The following is a 22,796-nucleotide window of genomic DNA, read 5'->3' as shown; positions in this document are numbered from 1 at the left end:
TTAATACGTTTGGTGGCGATGGCGGAGGGGTTCCACGCGTACCCATCCCGAACACGACCGTTAAGCCCTCCAGCGCCGATGGTACTTGGACCGAAGGGTCCTGGGAGAGTAGGACGCCGCCAAGCAATCCCCTTGCGGGGCTTTTTTTTGCCTAAAATTCTACATTTATAATTATTTTTAAATACGGGCCCTTAGCTCAGCTGGTTAGAGCGCACCCCTGATAAGGGTGAGGTCGGTGGTTCGAGTCCACTAGGGCCCACCATAAAATATCTATGAAGTTTGGGGCCATAGCTCAGCTGGGAGAGCGCCTGCCTTGCAAGCAGGAGGTCAGCGGTTCGATCCCGCTTGGCTCCACCATTATTCCCTGATAGCTCAGTTGGTAGAGCACTCGACTGTTAATCGAGTTGTCACAGGTTCGAGTCCTGTTCGGGGAGTCCATTCCCCGGAAAGTGATGAATAGCTTCGATGTCTATTCCTAGCGCTTTCTGGGGAGCCTAACCAAATACTGTGGAGAGGTGTCCGAGCTGGCCGAAGGAGCACGATTGGAAATCGTGTAGGCGTCACAAGCGTCTCGAGGGTTCGAATCCCTCTCTCTCCGCCATAATTTTTCTTTAAAATTAATGCGTCATTTCATTGAGGCCCGTTGGTCAAGGGGTTAAGACACCTCCCTTTCACGGAGGTAACAGGGGTTCGAATCCCCTACGGGTCACCACTTCAATTACGAACTATATATGGAGGCTTAGCTCAGCTGGGAGAGCATCTGCCTTACAAGCAGAGGGTCGGGGGTTCGATCCCCTCAGCCTCCACCATTTCATATTTCACACCGTGCCGTTGTAGCTCAATTGGTAGAGCAACTGACTTGTAATCAGTAGGTTGGGGGTTCAAGTCCTCTCGACGGCACCATCTTTACCCAATGCGGAGCCGTGGTGTAGAGGCCTAACATGCCTGCCTGTCACGCAGGAGACCGCGGGTTCGAATCCCGTCGGCTCCGCCATTTACATCTTAGCTTCGCTTATGCGAGCCATTAGCTCAGTTGGTAGAGCACCTGACTTTTAATCAGGGTGTCGAAGGTTCGAGTCCTTCATGGCTCACTTTTCACAGTGTGCGCGTGTGGCGGAATTGGCAGACGCACTAGACTTAGGATCTAGCGTCTTTGACGTGGGGGTTCAAGTCCCTCCACGCGCACCATCTTTGCGGACGTGGCTCAGCGGTAGAGCATCGCCTTGCCAAGGCGAGGGTCGCGGGTTCGATTCCCGTCGTCCGCTCCATAATTTGCGCCCTTAGCTCAGCTGGATAGAGCGTTTGACTACGAATCAAAAGGTCAGGAGTTCGAATCTCTTAGGGCGCGCCATTTTTTATCCAGTGAATATACCGATGTGGAAAAACTGTCCTGTTGTCACTGGCAAGTTTCAAACTGAGTAAGAAAGTTTATGGCGGTCGTGGCGAAGGGGTTAACGCACCGGATTGTGGCTCCGGCATTCGTGGGTTCAAGTCCCATCGATCGCCCCATTTGTAACTCTTAAACAGTGTTGGGGATTAGCCAAGCGGTAAGGCAACGGACTTTGACTCCGTCACGCATAGGTTCGAATCCTATATCCCCAGCCACTTTTATCTTAGCAAAGCAGTAGTATATACATATGCCGGTGTGGCGGAATTGGCAGACGCGCGCGACTCAAAATCGTGAGGGAAACCGTGGGGGTTCGAGTCCCTTCACCGGCATTATATTTATCGGGATGTAGCTCAGCTTGGTAGAGCACCTGGTTTGGGACCAGGGGGTCGCATGTTCGAATCGTGTCATCCCGACCAATTTTGCGGGTGTAGTTCAATGGTAGAACTTCAGCCTTCCAAGCTGATAGCGTGGGTTCGATTCCCATCACCCGCTTATTACAGATAGCCAATTTATAAAAAAAATTAAAAAACACACTTATCCCTTGAGAATTAAGTAAGATCTCTTGGGGAGTGTGTTTTTTGTTGCATGGTACATTATAATCAATCTCAAAAGCCTGTCCTGTACATATTGGAAGCCAGGTCACCTTTTCAGCTATGAAGACGATTTAGCACCTTTCGATGCTTCCGACGAAATGCAATCGGTTGCTTCCAGTTTTGCGCTTTGTCCACTCTAACGATTGTTGCAGATGAGCAACGTTTACATACATTGATTTGTTCGCCATTCGATTTTGTTTTCGTGTATAACAATTTAATTCTTGTTTCCAGACAAATGGGACATGTTCCTCTACCTCTTGCAGGGACTTTCAAAAGAGCCCTACCCCGTTTTGTTTTTGGCATTATAATTCCTCCTTGGGGACGTAAATCAACTTCCGACACTCATAATCTTTGTTATGAGAATAAGATAATTATAATAAGGGCAAGGATTTGAAAATATATACAAAACAATTAGGTTTATTCTATACTTACGAAATATACAAAAAAAGCCACATCAGAATTTAATCCAACATGACTTTTCATATTATTTTTTCGTATAAACAATTTTTTTGATGCTTTCGCAAGAGAGACAGAATTGGACAGATAGTTGATCGATATTAATACCTTCAGAAAACTTCCGTCGAATCTCTTCGTTTCTGTGGTTCAAATAGGTTCTGCCCCCTGAAATTTCGCCCCATCTCTTTCGCGATTTATCAGGGTTGGGAATGTATAACGTTCCACCTTGGATATACTTCTGTACTTCCTTTAATAAATCATCCGGAAGTATAGTATCGGCGTTTATATATTTCATGATAGCTCTGCCCCTTAAAATTTTTTAGAAGTTTTAAGGAAGCAAAGTCTATACTACAAACGTGTGATCACCATGCATTTGTTAGGCGGTAAATGATTGTTCAGCTCCATACAACAACAACCGCCGTTGTTTGTAGTGCAGACTTTGCATGGAGCACATCGTTTTAAAACCAGACATAGTAACCCTCCTTCATAAAGAGTAAGAATAAATTTCTATCTGACTACACAACATCCTTCTTGCATTACACATCTTTTAAAATAAGTTAGTAGTGTTTAGACAAGCAATTCTATTATAACGGTTAGATACGTTCAAAAATATGTACAAAATAATTAGAAATATTTTTTACACAAAACGCCCCATTAGATGGACAAATGGTAAAATTACTAAAATCCACAACCAATTCCGGTTATGGATTTTTGCTTTTCAGGGATAAGAAACTATTGGTGCAATCTCACTATTTCAAATCGAACCCTTTGCTCTTCACATATTCCGTATACCCGCTGAGCGGCAAATCATTGTCCAGCATGGCGATGAATTTTCCGGACCAGCTTGCCTTTTGTTTGTTATTCGTTCGCGCGCTGTAGTACTCCTCGATTTCCCGGTCATATCTATCGACCTTTGCTTTAAGATCGGGATCATCTTCATACCGGTTTTCAAAAAAGACGGCGGACTGCGGCAACCGCGGCTTTTGCTCGGGGAGCTCGTCGGGAACGCCTACTGCAAGACCGACCAAAGGAATGACGAAGTCCGGCAATCCAAGCCATTCATCCAAAGCGGGCAGGGCCTCATTAATTCCGCCGATGATCACAGCTCCAAGTCCCATAGATTCAGCTGCCAAGTTGGCATTTTGCAGGGCAAGTGCGGAACTCAATACAGCGGTTTGGTAAAAATACGAGAAGCTCAGGTTACGGCTTATTTTTTCCTGCTGCTCCGGGCCGGCGGCCAACATCATCCGATGAAGATCGGCGCAAAAAATAAAAAAGTACCCGCATTCCTTAATCCATGGATTTTTCGAATGTACCGCGATCTTCTTCCGCAGTTCCTGATCGGTAACGCCGATGATCGAGAACGGCTGCATATGCGCCGAGGTTGGTGCCATTTGCGCTGCATCGACAATCGCTTCGATTTGCTCGCCTGCCAATGGAATATCTTTAAACTTACGGATGGAGCGATGCTGGCGGATCACTTGCATAACTTCATTCATTTAAATTCCCTCCAATTAGTTAGTTTCTGTAGAAGTTTCAGAAGAAGTGTTAAATATTATTGTTTCCACGGAAACCATAATAACAAGAGGAGGATGTTCTGTCAAATGGTTTCTGTGGAAACCATGTTATAATGAAAAGAAAAAAGGTAGGCTTGCCTTATGCCAGATATGAATGATGATTTGCTTAAGCTTAAAAATCGCATCGAAAAATCCATGTACCGGATCCTCATCAGCAAAACCGACGAGGACCAGGATCGGCTTTGGCTTGTAGAGCGCATCTCCGATGACCGGCTAAAGAAGCTGCTTCCCCGCCTGTCCGTCTCAAGCCTGCACGTTTTGGATGTCATCAATGCGAACGAAAGCATTAAAGGGGTTGATATTGCCCGCGATATGGGGATAACGAAAGGCGCCGTTTCCAAAATTACCCGCAAATTGCTGGATCAGGGCCTGATTCGAAAAAACCAGCTGCCGGACAACCTAAAAGAAATTTATTTCTCCGTGACTCCACTTGGCGCGGAATTGGCCGACCTGCATCAGGTATTTCACCATGAGCAGGATAAAAAGGCAATGGAATTGTTAACAAGCTTCGACGCAGCGTCGCTGGAAATCGTGGCAGACTTTTTGGAGAAGCTGGCTAGCCTGCGGTAGCAAAATTCTACGGGGCAAGGTTTCTAGTGGCGACATCGACAGATCCCTAGTCTAAAGTCTAGGTTCAGACACCCCTTAAGACGGTTATGCGAGGCAGATAAGGTCGGATATAATGGATTTATGTCTCACAGAGCGTGACTTATGAAGTCAAAAGGGGTGTTTGAATATGAAGGCAATAGAAGCGACTGAAATGGCGCGGGCAGGTAAGGTGAAGTGGGTGCTTTTTAATCCAAAAACCTATGCAACCATCCTCTATTTATTGTTATCTCTCCCGTTAGGGATTATTTATTTTACAGTAGCGGTAACGGGACTTGCGCTATCCATCGGTTTAACTCCAATATTTATCGGAATACCGCTGTTTTTTGGAATGGCCAAGCTGTTGAATGGGATCGTGAATTTTGAACAGAGCATGATTAGACAAATTTTAGGTTTACCTGCTCCTTCCGTATCGTATACCTACAATCAACAGTCCGAAGCTGGACAGAACTGGTTGAAGCGAATGGTGAGAGGTTTTGAGGGTGGGCTATTCATTCGAAATCTGTTGCTCGTATTACTAAGACTTGTAACAGGCATCGTATTCTTTGCTATCATGGTAACGGCGATTTCACTAGGACTGGGATTAATTGCGCTTCCAGTCGTGCATATCGTTCTGATGAATGAAATGCAGCTTGATATTTTAGAAAATAGCTTGTTTAGTTATTTTCATATAGATTGGACTTATAATCAGCAATATCTGCTGTACGTAGGCGTTGGTCTTGTCCTTTTCTGGGTCGCGCTGCGCGTCGTGAATGGACTCATGCAAATTCAGCGCAGAATCATGTATGTGGATGAGCCGTATCAGCAGACGTCAGTGCCAATGGAAACACAAATACATGCGCCCGTTGAGTCGCAATATTATGAGTTCCAAGAGGATCAGACCACTCAGGGGATGATGCAGCCAGCCTATAGAGAGCTTTAGAAGTTTTCCTTTTTTAATCCGCTACTTGGCCTACCGTACCTCATCAACATACTGCGGCGAATAGCGGTTTTTCACAGCTGTGGTTCGCCGCCACCATGAAAAGCCCGACCTCACGAGGTCGGGCTTTTGCTATACCCCGAAATTGTAGACGGGTTGGAGATGGCCGGGAAAAAGCGCTGGCACAGCATGAGGAACATATTTATTCCTCCGCTGTGCCAGCTGCTATCCATGTTTTATTGTTCCAAAATCCGAACCAATAGCGTTACCGCTTCCGCCCGGGTCGCAGTACCGTTCGGAACGAACTTATTGTCGCCGCGGCCGCTCATGACGCCCAGCTTGCGAACCGCCTCAATTGTGCCTTTCGCCCACTTCGGAATGTCCTTATCGTCCGCGAAGCCGGTCGTTGCGCCTGCTTCTTCAGACACTTTAAGCGCTCTGGCGATCATCGCTGCCATTTCCGCGCGGGTAATATGCGCATTCGGCCGGAAGCTACCGTCCGCGTACCCGCTCACAATGCCTGCTTCAACCGCATTCGCGATTTCTTGCCTTGCCCATTCGCCGATTTTAGCCTCGTCCGTAAACGCAGTTGCTGAACCTGCTCCTTCCAGCTTAAGCGCCTTGGCCAGCATGAACGTAAATTCGGCGCGGGTAATGGCGGAATTCGGCTTGAACGTTCCGTCCGGATAACCGCTGACAAGCTTCATGCCCGCCGCGCTCAGGATGGCGCTCTTCGCCCAATGTTCCGAGATGTCCGTGAAAGATGGCGCCGGCGCGTTCGGTTCGCCGCTTTCGTCTTTTTTCTCGCCTACAGCCATGACCGCAAACTTGGTGAAGTGATCCACCTCGGCCGTAATTCGATCGCCGTTCACGGTGCCGCCTATTTCAATCCATACTTTCTTTGATTCGTCATAGTAGAAGATACCGACTCTTTGATCGTCTTCTACAAGAGACGGGTCGAACTTCATCGTGATGACGATCGGCTTCTTGAAGTTGCCGGTCGTATTTTTCGTCAACTCAAAGACGTTGCTGACAAGCGTTTCCTTATCGAATACGAGGTTTGCCGTACTGAGCAGCTTCTCGATCGAGATGCGCAGCTCTTGCTCCGCCGCCCCTGCGCCGATCGTAAGAATAACTTCTTTATCGAGGCTGACCTCGCCGGCCCGTCCGCTTGGGATAAGAATGATGCCGTTAGTCGATTGGATGACGGAAGTATCATCGCCACCACCCGTGCCGCTGACCGGCGTCTCCGATTGCGGATCTCTCGGCGTCTCCGGCTGCGGAGCCTTTGGCGTCGCCGTCACGGCATTGGAGAACTTGCTCTCGCCTCCCGGTCCTACGGCTTTCACTGAGAACGCGTATCGGGTACCATTCGTCAGACCGGTTACGGTGTATGCGGTTTCCGTGACGTCCGCCTGCACTTGCACCCAATCGGCCGGATTAACCGGCGCCGCAGACCCTGCATACTTGTAAACGACATAGCGATCCGCTCCAGCTACGGCATCCCAACTCAGCGAAACTTTCCGGTCTTCCGCCAAGGCGGCTAGATGAGCCGGAGCTGCCGGAACCTGCGACAAGGTCGAACTCGGCGTCGCCGTCACGGCCATGGAGAAATCACTCTCGCCTCTAGCATTTACGGCTTTCACCGTGAACGCATAGCTCGTTTCGTTCGTCAATCCGGTTACCGTATACGTGGCTTCCGTTACGCTGGCTTGAACCAGCTGCCAGTTGCCGGGATCGGCCGGCGCCGCAATGCCTTCATATTGGTACACGGAATAGGTGACGCTTTCCGCCGAAGCGTCCCATTTTAAGGTTACGGATTGGTCACCGGGCGCCGCCGTCAAATTCGCAGGCGAAGCCGGAACAGATGCGTCCGGCGACGGGATCACCTCGTTCGACGGAGCGGACGAGGGCGATTCCCATTTGGCGTTCCTTGCGATCACCGTAAAGGCATACGCCGTACCGTTCGTCAGACCGGTGACGGTGATGGGACTTTTCGAACCTTCCGCCGTCGCAATAGCTTCTCCGTTTGCCCACGCGGTTACCTTATAGCCTGAAATTTCGCTTCCGCCGTTATGGACCGGCGCGGCAAAGCTCACCTCAGCGGACCCGTCATGACCGACGGCATGCACATCGGCAGGTGCGTCCGGGGCAGTAGCAAGAGCCGAATATACTTTAAATTCCCATAGCGAGTAGCCGTACGTGGTTCCTCTTTTCATGCCGTACATCTGAACATATCTTGCATTCACGGGTTCGAAGGAGATTCGATCGACTCCGCCGTCTCCGGTTGTGGTGCCGTAAACTGTAGTCCAGTTCTTCGCGTCGTCGGAAACCTGAATTTCGTATGCCTTGCCGTATGCGTCTTCCCAATGTAGGGCGACCTCCTGGATGGATTGGCTAGTGCCCAGGTCGACATAGATCCACTGCGGATCGGAATAGTTGGATCCCCAACGGGTACTAAGGGAGCCATCGACTGCATAACCGGGCCCTACGTTCGCGGCTCTCGATGAGCTTGCCAATACCGGCTTGCCTTCCGCAAGATTGGGCGGTACTGCTTCATACACGTTAAATTCATTAAGCGAGTAGCCGTTTCCGGTACCCTGCTGAACTCCTTGCATACGCACGTACCTGGCGCTGACCGGACTGAAGGAAATGTCCTCGATTCCGCCTTCACCCGTCGTCGTCGAGTAAACATCACTCCAGGCGACGGCATCGTTCGATACTTGAATTTTATAACTCTTCCCGTACGCTTTCTCCCAATTGAGCCTAACTTTATTGATCAAAAATTCATTTTGCAAATCAACATAAATCCATTCATTATCATAATCGTTTGAACCCCAATACGAAGCTCTGTAAAGATCCGTTGCATTCGAAGCATATTGGTTGCCTTTGCTGGATGAAGCGGTTGCGCCTTTATCGTAAGCGAGATCGAATCCGCTGTCGTCGATGGAAGATCCCTCATTCAATGTCATGCTTCGGCCCGTGAACGTATCCTTGCCGAGTTTGTAGCTTGTCGTGGATGTTTCTCCGTTTCGATCCAGCGTCACGTTCACCGTAATCCCCGGCGTTTCGGGATTGGCGACCGAAATACGGACAGGTGCTGAAGATTCGTCAACGATAACCATGGCGGGTTGATCTACCGTGACATTCAAACCGTCTCTCACCGTCACCGTTCCGGGTTGATAAAACAGCAACTCCGCAATTCCCAGAGATTCATGCCGGACGGCCTGGACGGACGAGGTATTCGAAAGAATACTTATCGGATTGTCGCCCGCGTAGCTGCCGACCTCTTCGGAGGTTTTGTTCGGCAATACAATGTATTGGTAGGAAGCGTTTGTGGGTTTCACGCCATGATCGAGCCAAATCGAGAAAATCGGCTTGGTAATCGCCTCCGTTGAACTTCCCGTGATGACGTCGCTCCATTTCCCGGTTTTCGTCTCCCGGTTTACTTGAAAATCCGTCGGATTCGGGAATATATAGCCGATATTATCGTTATAGGCCCAGCGTCCGCCCGTTTGCATCGTTCCGTCCGCTATCGGATTGCCGTTTACGAGAACTTCGCCTATCGCCTGACTTTGGTTCAATGTCGTGTGGATCGGTGCGGTATTCGTCGAAGCGATTCCTGCACCAAGCGCTACCATTTCATCATCGAAAAAGAAGTAGCCTTTCTTTCCGCTTGTACTCAACTTGTTAAAATCAAATGCGGTGGCTCCGTAACGCTCGTTTGTCACTCCGCCTACGAACGTTTTGGGATTGTTGAAATTCCCGTCTTTCGTGAGTGCGTACGGGGCCGTCGTACCGGGAACATGAGCCCAGTCCATCAACGGGTAAACGGGTCTGTATTCGTCGCCGGTTCTCTGAATGGCGGTGGCTCCTTGCGGCGTCCAGTACAACAGGTTGTATCCGCCGGGATTAATCGTTCTCCATTCGCCGCCTTTAACCGTGCTGGAGGACATCTTGACCGTAATTCCGTAGTCGGTTCGCATATGGGAGGAGACAAGCGTCTGCCATTGCGTCATATTGTTGGCGTTCAGCCCGTTGCTCGTGTTCGTGCCGATCCTGCGAATGTTATCAAGGAAACTCGCAAACTCCGCAGCCCGCTTCGGATTCGCCGCCTGCATCCATTGCATCGGATCTTCATAGAAGGTCAAAGCCGCGCTCGCATAATCCGGCCAATCCGGTCCGTTCATCCCCATGCCCAAATCGGCAACATCGCCTCTCACGAGATACCGGGTGCCGTCCAACAAATAGGACGATAACGAATCAATCGCCGCCTCGCTGTACGAGAACAGGGTGCCCGAGGTAACGTAGGCCCAGAATGACATATCTCTGGCAAAGCTTCTTCCATAGCCCGTCGTATAATTCGTTTTGCCATGCATGAAAAAAGACATGTCCGACTGGATTCCCGTCACGGTCGTCGTCACATTCGACAGCACGTTAAACGCATTCACGGCGTTCCGGACAATCTGGGCATCCTCCAGCAATAAGCCGCGGTACATATAATTTTGATTGTACCAGGACGAATTGGCTCCATCGACCGTGTGGGGGCTGCTGTCTAACGTGTCGATAATATTGGCGACTTGCGTTGCCGTTAAATAGCCTTCACATAGAAGCGCGATTTTTTCCAGCCTTAGTTGTTTGCCGATGCCGGTCTCCCACCAGTTGGTTGAAGTCGGCTTTACCGTGAACCAATAATCCAGTGCCTTTTGAATACCGGCTAACAGCGTTTCGCTATGATAGTTTGGATCATTCGGGTCGGCAAACGCCTGTGCCATCGATTGCATCCGGTCTAAGGCAAGGTAGGGTGACCAACCTCTCCCATTGGCGGCGGAGGTTGTACTCGCGTAATCGACATCGCCCCAGCTTCCATCCGGTTTTTGATTGGATAAATAAGTACCTGCCTGTGATTTGAAGGTCCATTCGACCCGGCCGTTCGTTCCGTCATTTATGATATCTTTGGAGATGTAAAAATCAACCATACGCTTTTTCATCATTTTCATATCAGCGATTTCTTGAGAAGCACTCGACTCCTCGGGAGTGCTCGCCGATACGGGCGAGTATAAAAATAGGGACGAAATCATGGAACAAACAATAACAAGACAGATCCACCTCTTTACAAACCTTTGCATTTGGTTAGTCATTCACATGCGCTCCTTTGTTTAACTAATCTTAAAAATTTGATGATAGCGCTTTCCATTTCATGGATGGAAGACCGTTTACTTGTCAACTTGCTTTTGCATCGCTTTCCTCCTTTCATCGAGACCGGCCAATCGCATCAGCGTCCCGTTATCTATGCCGTTACCTTACCAATCCCTCGCTGCAACGGCAATTCCGGCAAACTCCGATTTTTCCTGCAAGCGCAGATTTACGAACTTCTCAAAAACAACACTATTTCAAAAATAAACGATTTTGTAGACGGAGATGCCCGTTATGCTATAATTAATCCTCCAATTCATAAGTTCGGCAGGGAATTGCAAAAGTTCTAGAACCATGAAATTCAGACTTTCAAAGGTTCGTAAACTCAGATATTTAGGTGCGGTACATTTCGCTTTCGGCAATAGGCTGCTTAATCATCGGGAAACACGGGATGCGGTGCGGATGCCAATTGTATGTCTATATCATGCTACTGATGTGACTTTAAAATGAAGGTTTTATTTCATGGTGTGAAATATAATGGGGATTGAAAGGATATTCACTTGATAAAACCAAGTGTGTTCCAGGCTGCAAAAATCAATTAAGACAGGAGTGCAATGGATGCAGTTTACCAATCCCGTTATCCCTGGCTTTCACCCTGACCCTAGCATTTGCCGGGTTGATGACGACTATTATTTGGTCACAAGTTCGTTTGAATATTTCCCCGGCGTGCCTATTTTCCATAGCAAGGATCTTGTCCATTGGCGGCAGATTGGCCATTGTTTAACAACCGAAGAGCAATTGCCGCTCGCTAAAGCATGGACTTCGGGAGGAATCTATGCTCCGACCCTTCGTTATCATAAGGGCTGGTTTTATATGGTAACCACCAATGTAAGCGGAATCGGGAATTTCTACGTCAAAACGATGAATCCGGAAGGCCCCTGGTCGAAGCCGATACAGGTTGCTCAGGACGGTATCGATCCCTCTCTTTTGTTTGATGATGACGGGCGCGTGTATTTTCAATCTGCGCGTAACGGCGGCATATATCAATGTGAAATCGATATCGAATCCGGAAGCATGTTGACCGGGAGCCGCTTGATCTGGACAGGATCGGGAGGGGCACATCCTGAAGCGCCTCATGTATACAAAATTAATGGTCAATATTATTTGATGATCGCCGAGGGCGGGACTGAATACGGACATATGGAGACCATGGCCAGAAGCGATGATCCGTTTGGGCCGTATGAGTCTTGTCCCCATAATCCTATACTTTCAAACCGGAGCATGGATAGCAGAATACACGCAACGGGCCATGCCGATATAGTCCAGGCCCAGGACGGCAGCTGGTGGGCGGTTTGCTTGGGAATAAGACCCGTTTCATATCCCTATCGCCACCATCTGGGCAGAGAGGTTTTCCTCGCGAACGTAACCTGGACGGCAGACGGATGGCCGACCGTTGGCATCGACGGCCACATTCAGCCCCTCATGGAAGCGCCTGAGTTGCCGGAAGCGCGTTGGCCGGAAAGGCCGGTAAGAGACGAATTCGATCAATCCCGGCTGGGAATGGATTGGACGTTTTTGCGAAATCCCCACCCAAGCTGTTGGTCTTTGGAGGAACGGCCGGGTTATCTTGTTCTGCATGGCAATCAAACGTCTTTGAACGAAATCGGTTCTCCGGCCTTTGTTGGGCAACGGCTTTGTCATTTCTCCAGCAATATTCAGGCAGCGATGGAATTTGAGCCGTTGAACGATGGGGAAGAGGCCGGTTTAACCGTTTATATGAACGAGAAGTACCATTACGATCTTGCCGTAAGGCGCGATGGAGGACGGAAGGCGATTGTTTTCCGCCGGACGGTCGGCTCGATGAAGGTAGAAGAGGTACGCGACTGCCCCGAGGGGGAGGTAGTGCTTCAAATTAAAGCTCTCCCCGAGAGATTTGAAGCATCATTCCGAACGAGAGATTCGAAGGTATTTGAGATGGGATGGGGCGAAACTCATTTTCTTTCCACGGAAGTAGCGGGCGGTTTTACCGGCGTGTTTATGGCGATGTATGCAACGAGTGAATCGGAGCAAGTTACTCCAGCGTATTTTGATTGGTTTGATTATGAACCGGTGAACTAGATTCACCGGTTTTTTCGGTAGGTTTGAGGCGACATCCCATAAGTCTTTTTGAATAGGCGGGCCAGATAATTACTGTCATTAAATCCGCACGCATAAGAGATATCCGTTACTGAAAGATGGGTTTGTTTTAAGAGCATGCAGGCCCTTTCAAGACGAAGCCGCTGAAGATAAGCGATCGGCGTCGTTTGATAATACGCTTTAAAAATTCGGTTCAAGTGTCTTATGGAAATATTCGATTTTGCGGCAACTTCCTCCAACGCGATCGGCTCGAGATAGTGATCTTCAATATAGGAGACCGCATTCGCAAGGTGGATCAGACCGCTGTCCAGGTCTTTTTCGCCATTGTCATAGTGTCTGGACAAATAAACGACGAGTTCCATAAAGCGCGAAGCGAGCATGGTCTGATGACCGGGAAGCTTGGACTCGTATTCTCCGACCATAAAAGAGATGAGGGATGCAACATACTCCAAGTTTGAAATCGACAAATTCAATTTGCTTTTATATGTGGTGATATTTCGATAAAACGGTTCCAAAATAAAAAGCGCCTGAAAGCCATTCAAGGTTCGCAGATCATGGCCGGCGGATTCAAGCATCTCCGGTTTGTACATAATGTTGCAGATCTTAAAATCCTGAGGTTCTTTATAAGCATGAGAAGTACTGCCGTTAATCACAAAAACGTTTCCCTTTTTGATAAATGATTCTTCGTTATTTACGATATGGGTAGCATGTCCATTCAGGACAATGACTAATTCGGAGAAGTCCACATGATTATGATCAAAGGTGTCCTCCTCATGTCCTCCGTATTGAATGAAAAAAGGGAAATGCTCATCCATCGTAAACCAGTTTAAATATACATCCGTCAAAATGATCACCGCCTGACTCTGTTCATGTCTATATCATGCTATTGAATGACTTGAAAATCAAGGTTTGCCCCTAACCGATGAGATAGAATAATGAATGTAATTAAGACCACAATTCGCTGGGAGTGATGGTTCGCAGTCAATAAGGTAAGCGCATTCAATTAAGCTTGTATTGTGAAATATATAGGGGGAAAGGATGAATTAAATGCGAAGATTGAATAAGAACTTTGGAATTCTTTTATTGGCAAGTATGCTGCTTGTTAGTGCAGGGTGCGGCAATTCGGGAAATAAGGCGGTAAATTCAGGTGATTCAACCAGTGGAGACACAACTAGCCCCATCACATTTACCTTTTTTGGAGCCGACGCGAACCCAAACTGGAACAACATGCAGGATGAAGTGGGTAAGGAAATTACGGCCAAAACCGGAGTCACCATTGATGCGGAGTTTGATATCGGCAGCGGCGGAGGACAAGATAGAATCTCCCTGATGGCGGCAAGCGGCGAGTATCCGGATCTCATTTACGCCAAAGGCGAGCTCGGTAAGCTGGTGGATACTGAAGCCATTATAGATCTCACGGATCTTATCGAGGAACATGCTCCTAATATCAAAAAGATCATGAGCGAAAACATGAATCGCATGAAATATAGCAATGAAGACCAGGCCATCTATGCGATCCCGACCAATATCGGAGTTGACCAACAATATTTTGATGCTACGAACGGCTTTCAAGTTCAGCATCGCGTACTGAAGGAACTGGGCTATCCGGAAATCAAAACGATTAATGACTTTGAAAACGTACTTAGGGAATACGTGGAGAAGCATCCGACAACGGACGGACAACCTACGATTCCGCTAACGCTGAATGCGGATGGTTGGAAAATGTTGATAACGGTCACCAATCAGGCCAATAACACGACGGGCGGCATGAATGACGGCGAGTATCATGTGGATCCCGAAACTTATGAAGCGATGCTTCACTATAAACGACCGGTAGAAAAAGAATATTTTCGCTGGTTGAACAAGTTGTACAATGATGGATTACTCGATAAAGATTCCTTTGTCCAAAAAGAAGATCAATATAAAGCGAAAATCGCCAGTGGCCGTGTACTGGGGTTGACTTCAGTGGACTGGGAATACAGCGAAGCTGAAAATGCTTTGAAAGCCGCGGGCAAGTACGAATACACATACGCGCACTTTCCGGTTACGCTGAGCGAACAATACAAGGATCACGCCATGCAGTCTTTCGGTGTCGACGGCTATGGCATTAGTATTACGACCGCCTGCAAAGATCCTGTTCGCGCCATCAAGTTTCTTGACTGGCTGGCATCGGATGAAGGCCAAGTGCTGAGAAACTGGGGGATCGAGGGTAAGCAATATAACGTCGAAAACGGCACCCGCGTCATTCCTGCCGATGTTCTCAACAAAAAAGTCAATGACGCCAACACTTTTGCCAAAGAAACGGGCGTCGATTTGTATACGACTTTTGCTCCGCGTTACGGGGATGGCGTTAAAGATTCCACAGGCAATTATTATACGACCATTTTCCCGGAACAAATCATCGCCAAATATTCGGATGTCGAAAAGGAAACGTTAGCCGCTTATAACGCTAAGACATGGAAGGATCTGTTCCCAAGCGAAGACGAACTTCCCGTCAAAGAGTGGGGCGCCTTGTACAATATGCAGGTTCCAACGGACGGAGACTACCAGATCATTTATCAAAAAACCCAGGATATCATCCAAAAAAGAATTCCAGAGGTGGTACTGGCCAAATCGGATAAATTTGACGAAATTTATGACGACTTCCTCACTGAGTTGAATAGTGTCGGAGCCGAGAAGATGGAAAAGCAATATACGGAGCTGGTAAAAGCGAGAGTTTCGCTCTTTACGGGCAAGAACATAGAATAAAGCAGGATGTATTCACATTCTCCGGTAATTACTCGATATCACGAGTGGTTACCGGATTTTTTTGTCCCGATGATGTACCTGTCCGGGTTCATATAGGAGCGAACACCTCTTGACATTAAAAATTATCATGTTATTCTATAACCGACAGACAGTCGGTCGGTAACGAAGGAGGTCCCCGAACTAGTGAGAGTTAAAAAAGAGGCGGAGGAACGCAGGAACGAAATCCTTGATGCGGCGGATGAACTTTTCGGACAGAAGGGTTTTGACGGCACGAGTACAAACGATCTTCTCGAAAAGGTCGGAATTGCACGGGGAACGCTGTATCATCATTTCAAGTCAAAGGAGGATATTATGGATGCGCTGATTGAGCGCTATAATATCTCCATTTTAGGGGCGGCGCAGGAAATTGCCGCAGATAAAAGCATACCCGTTATCGAGCGTGTGATTCGCACTGTAATGGCACTGAACATCAGCGACGGCGGAAGCAGCAGTGAAGAAATTATGGAGCATATTCACAAGCCGCAGAACGCGCTTATGCATCAGAAAATCCAGAAGAGCATCATTAACGGCGTTACGCCGATCCTGACGGGGATCATCCGCGAGGGCATTGAGCAGGGGATGTTCAACACCCCGTTCCCGTATGAATGCATGGAGATGGTCGTGATTTATGCGAATACCGTTTTTGATGAGGATTTGGTACCCATGACGGACGAGGAGCGCGCCTCACGAATACTGGCTTTTGTCTGCAACGTTGAAAGGCTGCTCGGTGCCGAAAGCGGAAGTCTTATGGATGTCATGGCGATGTTTGGCGGAGGTGATGAAGGAGGCGATGAATAAACCGGGCAAATCCTTCGGAAAGTTTCTGCTGCTGTGGTCAGGACAGCTGATTTCTGCAATAGGAAGCGGGCTTACTTCGTTCGGACTTGGGATCTATGTATTCCAGCAGACGGGCAAGGCATCGGCTATGGCGCTGGTAACCTTGCTAGCGTTTCTGCCGTCGCTTCTCTTAAGCGCCTTTGCGGGAGTACTTGCGGACCGTTATGACCGTAGGCTGTTAATGGTTTTGGGCGATGGTCTTTCCGGACTGGGACTTGTATTTACCCTAATTTGCATGCTTCGCGGAGAAGCGCAGCTATGGCAGATTTGCGTGGGAGTTACCCTAAGCTCGGTGTTTTCATCACTGCTCGAACCCGCATACAAAGCTACGGTTACGGATTTGCTTACCGAGGAGCAGTACACGAAGGCAAGCGGTCTAGTCCAGGTGGCGGGCTCGGCAAAATTCCTGATTTCTCCGGTCCTTGCGGGATTATTGCTCACCGTTTCGGATATAAAGCTGTTGCTTGTCCTCGATATTTGCACTATTTTTGTCACCGTTGCAACTACGCTTGCCGTACGAAGCGGTCTTGCCTCCAAGGCAGGCGAACAGGCCAAGTCGTTTATCCGTGAATTCAAAGACGGTTGGAGCGCGGTTTCCGAAAACAGAGGCGTGGTTGTCCTTGTGATCATGACCTCGGTGCTGACCTTGTTCCTCGGAGTTATTGAAACGTTGTCCATACCAATGTTGCTTGCTTTTACGGACAGTTCCGTAGTTGGAACGCTTGAAACCATCGTTGCTTCGGGAATGCTCGTATCCAGTGTGATCCTGGGATTTTTGCCAATCAAAAGAGGTTATGTGAAAGTCCTCTCGATCTCGCTATTTTGTATAGGAATGTTTATGGCGGGGTTCGGATTACGCGAGAATATTGTGTTGATCTGTATTTCGGGATTTCTCTTTTTTGCCATGATGCCGTTTGCTAACGCAAGCCTGGATTTTCTGGTTCGCACCAACATTGATAATTCCGTTCAGGGCAGAGCTTGGGCATTGATCGGAATTCTTTCTCAGCTTGGATTTGTTGCCGCTTATGCGTTTTCGGGTTTGCTGGCGGACTATGCGTTCACTCCTTTATTGGTTGAAGGCGGTGCGCTTTCGGGCAGTGTGGGAAAGATCATCGGCACGGGCAGCGGCAGGGGAACGGGATTTCTCATTATCATCGCCGGTATGCTGTTATGCGTGACTTCGGTCATTCTGTATCACTTGAAATCAGTCAAAAAGCTGGAGTACGGAGGTGACTTATGTATTACAGAATAATCCGCAAGGACATATCCAAGAGCAAACTGATCACGTTGACAACCATGGTATTTGTTGCTGCAGCGGCGATGCTGGTATCTCTCGCGGTGACCCTCGTCGTAAATCTTTCGGGCGCGATAGATACGCTGATGACGCGGGCGGAAACGCCGCATTTTATGCAGATGCATACGGGGGAAATCGATACGGTCCGGCTAACGGAGTTTGCGGAGCAGAACGGCAATGTCGATGAGTTTCAGGTGTTGGAATTTCTCAATATGGACGGAGCACGGATTAGATTAGGCGATACTTCGCTTGCGGATAATGTTCAGGATAACGGATTCAGCATCCAGAGCGAAAAATTCGACTATCTTCTTGATCTTGACGGAAACGTCATCCACGCATCCGACGGCGAGCTTTATGTTCCGCTAAGTTATATGAAGGACAACACCACAAAGGTCGGCGACAAAGCCGTCATCAGCGGAAAGGAATTTGCCGTTGCGGGATTTCTCCGCGATTCGCAAATGAATTCCACGCTCTCTTCCTCGAAGAGATTTCTTATCAGTAAAAATGATTACGCAGAAATTAAAAACCTTGGAAGTACGGAGTATCTGATTGAGTTCAGGTTAAAGGGTTTGTCGGCGCTCGGCGCATTCGAAACCGCATATGCCGCCGCAGGACTTGAAGCGAACGGACCGACGATTACCTATCCGCTGTTCAAAATGATCAACGCCATTTCCGACGGGATGATGATCGGGGTAATCCTGCTTGTCAGCGTGCTCGTCGTTGCGATCGCTTTGATGTGCATACGCTTTACGCTTCTGGCGAAAATCGAAGACGACTACCGCGAAATCGGCGTCATGAAGGCCATAGGGCTTCGCGTTTCCGACATCAAGAAGATTTATCTTGCCAAATATGCGGCGATTGCGGCGGCAGGCTGTATTCTCGGATTTGGACTCTCGTTCGTATTCAAAGGCATGCTTCTTGAAAATATACGGCTTTATATGGGGGAAAGCGATCATCCTTCACTAGCCGCAACTTTGGGAATCATCGGCATTCTGCTTGTATTCCTTGCCATCATTGCTTATGTAAGCGGAGTGCTGAGACGCTTTCGGAAAATATCTCCCGCCGAAGCCATTCGCTTTGGCACTTCGCAGGAAAAATCCGCGGGTACAAAGCGGTTTAACCTGAGTGGAAACCGACTGCTTAACACGAATATTTTTCTCGGTGTCAAAGATGTTCTCGCAAGGAAAAAACTTTACGCCACCATGCTTGCGGTGCTGATCATTTCGGCCTTTATCATCATCGTTCCGCAGAATCTGCATCATACGATTTCCTCAAAAGGCTTCAGCCAATATATGGGGATAGGTAACGCTGATATGCGCATAGACCTGCAGCAGACCAACCATATTTCCGACAAAGCCGCCGAAATTGCAAAGACGATGAGCGGCGACAGTGCCATTTTAAAGTATGTCGTGCTTACAACAAAAACATTTCAAGCCAAGACGGAGGACGGCTCGGAGGAAAGATTGAAGGTTGAGCTCGGCGACCATTCCGTCTTTCCCGTAAAATATTCCGAGGGTCGGGCTCCCGCCGCGGAAGACGAGATTGCGCTTTCGGCCATGAATGCCAATGAGCTTGGCAAAAAGGTCGGTGAAATCATTACCCTGGTGATTGAGGGGAAGAACAAGCAACTCAAGGTAAGCGGTATTTATTCCGACATTACCAACGGGGGCAAAACCGCAAAAGCCGTTTTCAATGGCAATTCGGCGGAAGTGATGTGGTACGTGATCTATGCGGAGCTTGCAGACCCATCTCTTATTGGCAGCAAAGTTTCGGAATATGCGGACAGGTTTGATTATGCCAAGGTGTCGGATATTGACGAATATGTTGCACAGACCTTCGGCTCGACCATAAGCTCCGTCGAAAGGGCCTCTTATGCTGCAATTGCCGTCGCGCTGATGATCACGGTATTGGTTACCCTGTTGTTTATGAAAATGCTTGTCGCAAAAGACAAATATTCAATCAGCGTCATGAAAGCGTTCGGTTTCACTAGCTCGGATATTCAAGCACAGTACATTTCGCGTTCGGCATTCGTTATGATACTCGGAATTGTTCTAGGCTTGCTTCTGGCCAATACGCTCGGAGAGATGCTTGCGGGCGCTGTGATTTCCTCCTTTGGAGCGTCGACGTTTCATTTTGCGGTCAATCCGCTTTCCGCGTATCTGCTTAGTCCGCTGATGATGATGGGCTCGGTGCTTATCGCAACCCTTATCGGTACATCGCGCGCAGGACAAATCAAAATTTCCGAAAATATAAAGGAGTAGGCCTATGAACAAGATCATTATCGGGGATCAGATCGTTAAATCTTTCGGCGAGGGCAATGAAAAGCGGAATGTTCTTGACGGAGTGTCCGCTTACATTAACGAGGGCGAGTTCGTTGCGGTGATGGGGCCTTCGGGCTCGGGAAAATCAACGCTGATGTTTGCGCTAAGCGGGACGGATGGCATTAATGGCGGAAAAGTCGTGGTTGACGGCAGGGATTTATCGGAAATCGGGGAGAATGAGCTTTCGGATCTGCGCAGAACCAAAATGGGGTTCGTTTTTCAACAGCCGACGATGCTGAAACATCTGAATATCCTCGACAACATCATTCTTCCGTCCATGCGGGACAATAGAAAGAACGTCGCTAAAATTACGGCAAAGGCTAGAGCGCTTATGAAAAGGGTGGGTATTTCGGAGCTTGAAAAGCGCGACATTACGCAGGTTTCGGGAGGTCAGTTTCAGCGTGCGGGAATATGCCGGGCGCTAATGAACAGCCCGAGAATTATTTTCGGCGACGAGCCTACGGGTGCGCTCAACTCCCAATCCGCCGAGGAGATCATGGACCTGTTTTCCGAAATCAACGCGGATGGTACTGCGGTTATGCTAGTAACCCACGACGCCAAGGTTGCGGCGCGGAGTGAGCGTATTCTGTTTATGCGCGACGGAGCCCTCGTAAGCGATCTGAATCTTACGAAGTTCGATGGGACGAATCTGGAGGGCAGGGTCGAGCAAGTAACGGTGAAAATGAGGGAAATCGGAATATGATTTGTTAGGGAGGCCGCAGAAAAAAAGATTCTCAGTGGCCTCCGTCTGAGGATAAAGTTGAGAGCACACGGGGGTCATTTTTGTAGGTCTGCCTATACTTTCTTCAATGATGCCCTATAAACAGATAATCCATAAAATACTACAGCGGTAACAATCAGAACAAGGATACTTGTTGTGGCGGTCGTTGTATAATCGCCAAAATTAAAGGTTACGCCCATCATATCCTTGAATTCGGCAGCGTTCTCTGAGGGCATTCCTTCAAATGATGATGCTATGGGCGCCTCCATCATGACTTGACGGAACAGAGCCGCTGCATGAGAAACAGGGAAAAGCTTAATAATCCATTGTACTCCTTCCGGAAGCATACTAATCGGAAGATAGATTCCCGTTATAAAACCAATCAGCGTTCCAATAATCGTGCTTGCCGTTGCGAAAGCATTTTGGCTCTTAAAGAAAGACACGATAAAAAATATAATAGCTGTATTCACAAAGGCTGAAAGTACAATTAATACGAGCACCTTCAGTAAGACTGGCAGACTCATCATAGCCCCGCCATTAGCGGTGATATAGATTTCGCCAAGCACAAGCGTAACAACACTCATAATCAGTGCTATGATAAATGCGCTAAGGACGTATCCGCCTGCAATGCTATTTCTGCTTAACGGCGATGAATAGAAGTCTTTCGATATTTTCTGTGTTTTATCATTGATCATGATGCCGAACGCACCCATAGACGTCGTGAATGTGGTTACTGCCAGCATTCCCGCGATAATCCAGTTGTCCATCATTTCTCTCGCACCCGGCACATCATTAAGATTGGATGTCCACACATCGCCGAGAAACAATACATAAAGTCCGAGTATAATAAATACGGCCAGAAGAGAGAAAAATACGGAAGACTTATCTCTGAAAAATATTTTGAGATTTCTCTTTGTAAATCCAATCATGCCCGCACCTCCTTGCCTGTTATACCGATGAAGGCGTCATCCATTGTCCCGCTTGTAACCTCAAAACCTCGAATGTGATCTTTGCAAGCTTCAATAATCGGTAGAGCCTCCATGGTTGATGGCAATGGAATCACGATTCGGTCAGCAATGCAAGTATATGATGTATCTCGTTCATCTAATAGGCGGCACACCTGGTCGATATTTGTACAATTAAGAGATAGCTTATCGTGGGAGTAATTTTCCTTTAACTCTGCAGGAGTACCCTTTGCGGCAATTTGGCCATCATCAATGACCAGAATATAATCCGCTTCGGCGGCTTCTTCCATATAATGCGTGGTAAGAAAAACGGTCATTCCGGTTTTCTTTTGCAGGTGCTTAATTGTCTCCCATACACTTTTTCTAGTCTGCGGATCAAGACCGGTAGTAGGTTCATCTAAAAAGAGAATTGTAGGCGTGTTGACAAGAGCTCTTGCAATGTCACACCGTCTGCGCTGACCACCCGATAGCTTCCCATAGTGACGCTTCAATAAATCGGATACGCCTGTTGCGGTAGCTGCATTATGGACCGCATTGTCCAGTGCAGCACCCTTTAGTCCATAAAACCCTCCGCGAATTCTAAGATTCTCTTCAATGGTCAGAAGCGGGTCGAGCAATCCGTCCTGAAACACCACCCCGATGACGGAACGGATTTGATCATCTTCTCTGCCTAGCTCGTGACCATTTAAGCTTACCTCTCCGCTGTCCTGCTTCAGAAAAGTACAAATGATGTCGATTGTTGTGGATTTGCCCGCACCGTTAGGTCCAAGGAATGCGAACAGCTTTCCCTTTTCTACGTAGAAACTAATTCCTTTCACAGCGTGAACATTCCCGTAAGATTTATGCAGATTGGATACCTCAATAATTTTATCCATTTCACACTCCTGCTCATATTTAATATAAATATTTACAACGGAACTACTTACAACTATTACACGACATAGAACTGATAAGCAATATTTATGTAATACCCTACCTTATGAATCTGTGTACCGCAAGATGAATAGGGAGCCAAAAGAAGGCAACCTCCGTCCGGAGCGGATAGAGGTTGTTTTAGT

The 22,796-nt window shown here is 48.0% G+C and carries 14 protein-coding genes, 17 tRNA genes and 1 rRNA gene; 26 read left to right on the top strand and 6 right to left on the bottom strand.

Translation table 11 applies throughout. The features are described from left to right. Positions 1–8 precede the first annotated feature (8 nt). The 18 genes from rrf (at position 9) to ACLB09_RS18845 (ending at position 1,882) form a co-directional block, all read left to right on the top strand. A 5S ribosomal RNA gene (gene rrf / locus ACLB09_RS18930) occupies positions 9–125 on the top strand. Positions 126–185: 60 nt separating this feature from the next. Beyond that, positions 186–262, top strand: a tRNA-Ile gene (locus ACLB09_RS18925). A gap of 19 nt (positions 263–281) precedes the next feature. Further along, positions 282–357: transfer RNA gene (locus ACLB09_RS18920), tRNA-Ala, on the top strand. 4 nt (positions 358–361) lie between these two features. Then, positions 362–434 (top strand) — tRNA-Asn (locus tag ACLB09_RS18915). 75 nt (positions 435–509) lie between these two features. After that, positions 510–601: transfer RNA gene (locus ACLB09_RS18910), tRNA-Ser, on the top strand. Between the two features lie 36 nt (positions 602–637). Continuing rightward, positions 638–712: transfer RNA gene (locus tag ACLB09_RS18905), tRNA-Glu, on the top strand. A gap of 21 nt (positions 713–733) precedes the next feature. Next, positions 734–809: transfer RNA gene (locus tag ACLB09_RS18900), tRNA-Val, on the top strand. An 18-nt stretch (positions 810–827) separates the two neighbouring features. After that, a tRNA-Thr gene (locus tag ACLB09_RS18895) sits at positions 828–903 on the top strand. A gap of 14 nt (positions 904–917) precedes the next feature. After that, positions 918–994, top strand: a tRNA-Asp gene (locus ACLB09_RS18890). A 24-nt stretch (positions 995–1,018) separates the two neighbouring features. Continuing rightward, a tRNA-Lys gene (locus tag ACLB09_RS18885) sits at positions 1,019–1,091 on the top strand. A 13-nt stretch (positions 1,092–1,104) separates the two neighbouring features. Continuing rightward, positions 1,105–1,188, top strand: a tRNA-Leu gene (locus ACLB09_RS18880). A gap of 5 nt (positions 1,189–1,193) precedes the next feature. Continuing rightward, positions 1,194–1,268, top strand: a tRNA-Gly gene (locus ACLB09_RS18875). 6 nt (positions 1,269–1,274) lie between these two features. Further along, positions 1,275–1,351 (top strand) — tRNA-Arg (locus ACLB09_RS18870). Between the two features lie 82 nt (positions 1,352–1,433). After that, positions 1,434–1,509 (top strand) — tRNA-His (locus ACLB09_RS18865). 21 nt (positions 1,510–1,530) lie between these two features. Further along, positions 1,531–1,605: transfer RNA gene (locus tag ACLB09_RS18860), tRNA-Gln, on the top strand. Between the two features lie 34 nt (positions 1,606–1,639). Next, positions 1,640–1,719, top strand: a tRNA-Leu gene (locus tag ACLB09_RS18855). A gap of 10 nt (positions 1,720–1,729) precedes the next feature. Next, positions 1,730–1,806: transfer RNA gene (locus tag ACLB09_RS18850), tRNA-Pro, on the top strand. A gap of 5 nt (positions 1,807–1,811) precedes the next feature. Further along, positions 1,812–1,882: transfer RNA gene (locus ACLB09_RS18845), tRNA-Gly, on the top strand. Between the two features lie 585 nt (positions 1,883–2,467). On the opposite strand, the gene ACLB09_RS18840 is transcribed toward ACLB09_RS18845, so the two are convergent. Next, complete coding sequence (locus ACLB09_RS18840) at positions 2,468–2,734, bottom strand: CD3324 family protein (RefSeq protein WP_410771394.1); 267 nt, start codon at positions 2,732–2,734, stop codon at positions 2,468–2,470. Between the two features lie 454 nt (positions 2,735–3,188). Continuing rightward, complete coding sequence (locus ACLB09_RS18835; protein ID WP_410771393.1) at positions 3,189–3,938, bottom strand: NADPH-dependent oxidoreductase; 750 nt, start codon at positions 3,936–3,938, stop codon at positions 3,189–3,191. Positions 3,939–4,097: 159 nt separating this feature from the next. On the opposite strand from ACLB09_RS18835, the gene ACLB09_RS18830 reads away from it, so the two are divergent. After that, positions 4,098–4,586, top strand: coding sequence for a MarR family transcriptional regulator (locus tag ACLB09_RS18830; RefSeq protein ID WP_410771392.1), 489 nt, complete (start codon positions 4,098–4,100; stop codon positions 4,584–4,586). A 166-nt stretch (positions 4,587–4,752) separates the two neighbouring features. After that, entirely contained in the window at positions 4,753–5,544 is a 792-nt protein-coding gene (locus ACLB09_RS18825; RefSeq protein ID WP_410771391.1) for a sensor domain-containing protein, read from the top strand. Positions 5,545–5,777: 233 nt separating this feature from the next. On the opposite strand, the gene ACLB09_RS18820 is transcribed toward ACLB09_RS18825, so the two are convergent. Then, on the bottom strand, positions 5,778–10,541 hold the full coding sequence (locus ACLB09_RS18820; protein ID WP_410771390.1) for a polysaccharide lyase family 8 super-sandwich domain-containing protein: 4,764 nt from the start codon (positions 10,539–10,541) through the stop codon (positions 5,778–5,780). A 754-nt stretch (positions 10,542–11,295) separates the two neighbouring features. Between ACLB09_RS18820 and ACLB09_RS18815 the strand changes: the two genes are divergently transcribed. After that, positions 11,296–12,795, top strand: coding sequence for a glycoside hydrolase family 43 protein (locus ACLB09_RS18815; RefSeq protein WP_410771389.1), 1,500 nt, complete (start codon positions 11,296–11,298; stop codon positions 12,793–12,795). A gap of 2 nt (positions 12,796–12,797) precedes the next feature. Here the strand turns inward: ACLB09_RS18815 and ACLB09_RS18810 are convergent, their stop codons facing one another. Further along, positions 12,798–13,658, bottom strand: a complete 861-nt coding sequence (locus ACLB09_RS18810; RefSeq protein ID WP_410771388.1) for a helix-turn-helix domain-containing protein — start codon at positions 13,656–13,658, stop codon at positions 12,798–12,800. A 202-nt stretch (positions 13,659–13,860) separates the two neighbouring features. Between ACLB09_RS18810 and ACLB09_RS18805 the strand changes: the two genes are divergently transcribed. From ACLB09_RS18805 to ACLB09_RS18785, 5 genes are all read left to right on the top strand, one after another. Further along, positions 13,861–15,561 carry an ABC transporter substrate-binding protein gene (locus ACLB09_RS18805; RefSeq protein WP_410771387.1) on the top strand — a complete coding sequence of 567 codons (1,701 nt, stop codon included), beginning with the start codon at positions 13,861–13,863 and terminating at the stop codon, positions 15,559–15,561. A gap of 183 nt (positions 15,562–15,744) precedes the next feature. After that, positions 15,745–16,398, top strand: a complete 654-nt coding sequence (locus tag ACLB09_RS18800; protein ID WP_410771386.1) for a TetR/AcrR family transcriptional regulator — start codon at positions 15,745–15,747, stop codon at positions 16,396–16,398. After that, on the top strand, positions 16,391–17,689 hold the full coding sequence (locus ACLB09_RS18795) for an MFS transporter (protein WP_410771415.1): 1,299 nt from the start codon (positions 16,391–16,393) through the stop codon (positions 17,687–17,689). The genes ACLB09_RS18800 and ACLB09_RS18795 overlap by 8 nt, the downstream gene beginning before the upstream one ends. After that, complete coding sequence (locus ACLB09_RS18790) at positions 17,674–19,992, top strand: ABC transporter permease (protein ID WP_410771385.1); 2,319 nt, start codon at positions 17,674–17,676, stop codon at positions 19,990–19,992. The genes ACLB09_RS18795 and ACLB09_RS18790 overlap by 16 nt, the downstream gene beginning before the upstream one ends. 4 nt (positions 19,993–19,996) lie before the next feature. Beyond that, entirely contained in the window at positions 19,997–20,755 is a 759-nt protein-coding gene (locus ACLB09_RS18785) for an ABC transporter ATP-binding protein (protein WP_410771384.1), read from the top strand. A gap of 92 nt (positions 20,756–20,847) precedes the next feature. Here ACLB09_RS18785 and ACLB09_RS18780 read toward each other — a convergent pair whose 3' ends face one another. After that, the gene (locus tag ACLB09_RS18780; protein ID WP_410771383.1) at positions 20,848–21,702 is read right to left on the bottom strand and encodes an ABC transporter permease; all 855 of its coding nucleotides are present in this window, start codon (positions 21,700–21,702) and stop codon (positions 20,848–20,850) included. Further along, on the bottom strand, positions 21,699–22,613 hold the full coding sequence (locus tag ACLB09_RS18775; protein ID WP_410771382.1) for an ABC transporter ATP-binding protein: 915 nt from the start codon (positions 22,611–22,613) through the stop codon (positions 21,699–21,701). Before ACLB09_RS18775 ends, ACLB09_RS18780 begins: the two co-directional genes overlap by 4 nt. Between the last annotated feature and the right edge of the window lie 183 nt (positions 22,614–22,796).

Source organism: Fontibacillus forbon, assembly GCF_046559655.1.
Classification (GTDB): Bacteria; Bacillota; Bacilli; order Paenibacillales; family Paenibacillaceae; genus Fontibacillus.
This window is presented reverse-complemented; position numbering and strand designations above follow the sequence as displayed.